Origin of the sequence: Spongiactinospora rosea (genome assembly GCF_003315795.1) — a bacterium.
In the GTDB taxonomy this organism is placed as follows: Bacteria; Actinomycetota; Actinomycetes; order Streptosporangiales; family Streptosporangiaceae; genus Spongiactinospora; species Spongiactinospora rosea.
Map to the genome: position 1 here is coordinate 1 of NZ_QMEY01000067.1, position 2,683 is coordinate 2,683.

At 67.9% G+C, this 2,683-nt stretch carries 4 protein-coding genes; 1 reads left to right on the forward strand and 3 read right to left on the reverse strand.

The window, feature by feature from the left end:
• The coding region (locus DP939_RS45135) for an FAD-dependent monooxygenase (RefSeq protein WP_113986970.1) at positions 1-806 on the forward strand (806 nt) is incomplete at its 5' end.
• A 327-nt stretch (positions 807-1,133) separates the two neighbouring features.
• On the opposite strand, the gene DP939_RS45140 is transcribed toward DP939_RS45135, so the two are convergent.
• The 3 genes from DP939_RS45140 to DP939_RS45145 form a co-directional block, all read right to left on the reverse strand.
• On the reverse strand, positions 1,134-1,856 hold the full coding sequence (locus DP939_RS45140) for a hypothetical protein (RefSeq protein WP_147268438.1): 723 nt from the start codon (positions 1,854-1,856) through the stop codon (positions 1,134-1,136).
• A gap of 357 nt (positions 1,857-2,213) precedes the next feature.
• A complete protein-coding gene (locus DP939_RS45890) occupies positions 2,214-2,435 on the reverse strand; it encodes a hypothetical protein (protein WP_147268439.1) in 222 nt (73 codons plus the stop codon).
• A 39-nt stretch (positions 2,436-2,474) separates the two neighbouring features.
• The coding region (locus DP939_RS45145) for an integrase core domain-containing protein (RefSeq protein WP_199565861.1) at positions 2,475-2,683 on the reverse strand (209 nt) is incomplete at its 5' end.

Consider the following 2,683-nt stretch of genomic DNA (forward strand, 5'->3'; position numbering starts at 1 on the left):
GCACCGGCGCGCAGGTCACCGGCGTCCGGCAGGACGAGCGGGCGGTGACCGTCACCTGGAACGGCGGCCAGGCCACCGCCGACCTGGTGATCGGGGCCGACGGCATCCACAGCACCGTTCGCCGGCTGCTGTGGCCGGACGCGCCTTCGCCGCGTTACCTCGGCCGGACCGCCTGGCTGGGCGTCACCAGCGCCGTCGATCTGCCCGGCAGCATCACCATGGGCCCCGGCGCCTATTTCCTGATCCACCCCCTCGGCGGTGACCGGGCCTACTGGGCCTACGTCACCACCAGCCCGCAACCGGCCGTCCGCTACGACGATGAGAAGGCCGAGGCCGCGCACCGGGTGCGCGGCTGGCACGACCCGATCCCGGCGCTGATCGCCGCCACGCCGCAGGAGGCGGTGATCCATGTCGACATCTGCGATCTGGACCCGCTGCCGACGTACGTACGCGGGCGGGTGGCGCTGCTCGGGGATGCCGCGCACGCGATGAGCCCCGACCGTGGGCAGGGCGCGGGGCAGTCCATCGAGGACGCCGTCGTACTCGCCGCCGCGCTGGCCGGCGAACCGGGTCTGGACGAAGCACTGCGCCGCTACGACGCCGAACGCCGCCCGCGCACCCAGGCGACCGTACGCGGCGCCCGCGCCGATGGCCGCCGCAGCACCTCCCCCGCCCTGCACAAGGCGATGACCACCATGATCCGCCTGGTGCCGGGCCCGGTGTGGCGCAAGGGCCTGAACCCGGACGGCAACGCCACCTGGCGATGGCGGGCCCCCTCCTTGCCCGCCCCGCCGGTTCACGGCTGACACCACCCGCGCCCCTCATACGAAGAAGGCGATGAAATGGGCAGCCAGACGGCCGAGGGTGGTCGGAATCGTGCAGGACCTCGTTGCCGGATGCACGTAGTTCGCGTTCTGTGGCCAAGGGCCGGCCGGTGCCGGGATTACGGCCGTAGCGGGGGTGGCCGCCCCGGCGACCTGGAGGGCGGACGATGCCGTCGCGGAGGTTGACCGAGCTGCCGCGCGAGTCCACCGCGCACAACCGTGCGGTGTAGTCGACAGGGAGGTACGGCTACGTGTGCACAGCCGCAAGTCGGGCCGGGGACGAAACGTCTCGTGCCACTCATGCCCGCGTCAGTTGTACGTCTCCACCGTCACGGCATCGTCCGCCGGCCCTGTGACGGTCAGCCGTATCCGAGTCCGGCCGCTCAACCCATCGCTGATCTCGGGGAACCTGGCTTCCATTTCGGCAACGGGTGCGGCCTGTTCGGCCGGTGTCGTCGGATGATCGAGGCCGCGCACGGCGTCCAGTACGGCGTCCACGATGGGCCGAATCCCAGCGGCCTGGCAGGTGAACCGTTGCGACCGCGCATCGTTCGTGTGGGCCAGGTGCAGCTCGACCGCCTCGTTCTGGTACCCCGCCGAAACGAACTCCTGCACGTCGCCGTGTGCCAGCGTCAGCGGTGTCTCGAAGATCAGGTCCCGTTCCGGCAGCTCCAGCACGGCGCGTACCATCCCGTACCGTCCAAAACGGTGCCCCTGGAGGAACAGTTCGGCGCCCGTACGCCGGATCAACTCGCCAAGGCCGCCGAGGTCCGCACGCATCTGGCCAGACAGGCACAGCAGGATCGCAGGCCTGCCATTGACCCCGACGTAGAGCGGCGAGTCGTACCTGTCCCGCAATAACTCGCTGTAAGAAAAGATCTGAGTGTGTGTCCAGTGCTCGTCGGCCGGATGGTGCAGGCGTGCATCCTCAGCAAACTGCTCCGTCTTGCTGGGCTCGGTGACCGGCGGCATCCGCGCCATGAGGTCGGAACCGGTGGTTCTCGCGGAGTTCTTCCTGCCGAACCATCTCATTCCGGCATGGTATATCGGTGGCCTGGCCCCCTCCAGGGTCAGTCGGCGAGCGGCGCCATCGCGCGACGCCCATAGGCGTCCTTGCGACGGCCCTGAATTCCGTGCGCACGATTAGCCGTACCCATCTGAACGCGTCAGCCTGTACGCCGACACCACGACGATCGTGAAGGTCTCGCTGCCGTCCGCCACTGTCCAACACAGTCCCCGCAGCTTGCCACACCGAGCCAAGCCAATCGCCGCTGATCGCTGAATCTTCCTACACGACTTCCGGTTCAATCGGCGCGACTTCGAGCACCGTATGCGCCTCATCCTCACGACGGCTCCCAACAGTGACTCTCCACAGCGGACCAGTCGCCTTCACGCAGTTGCCCGCCCACCACAGCAACGACTTGACGTGATGACCGCGAAAGAGATCGGGAAGAACCGGGAAAGGAGTTCGCGGGCCTGGTCGACGTCACTCAGGTCATAAGCTCCGAATATATAGACCTCGTAGCCCACGAGGGCATGGTTTCGGCTGCCGGCCATGGTGCGGGCATACCTGGCCGGATCGGCGTGACCATCGGTCGCGTAGTGTGTCATGGGCCTTCCCCCACGGAAGTGGACACGCGTTGGGGTGTGTCATGCAGCCAGGGACACCCTAGCTGATCTTTCCTCGTGTAGACGTTCGTAGGCAGTCGGGCTGAGCTGCCCGTTGGCCGAGTGCCTCCTTCGGGTGTTGTACCGGGTGAGCCAGCGAAAGACCGTGCGGCGGCAGGTGGCGGCATCGCCGTAGTGGCGCTCGCCCTGGAGCGTCTCTCGTTTGAGGGAGGCGTGGAAGCTCTCGCAGG

Excerpts from the sequence above, each read along its gene's own strand:
- DP939_RS45140 (WP_147268438.1), bottom strand. The coding sequence starts at position 1,856 with ATGAGATGGTTCGGCAGGAAGAACTCCGCGAGAACCACCGGTTCCGAC.
- DP939_RS45890 (WP_147268439.1), bottom strand. The coding sequence starts at position 2,435 with ATGACACACTACGCGACCGATGGTCACGCCGATCCGGCCAGGTATGCC.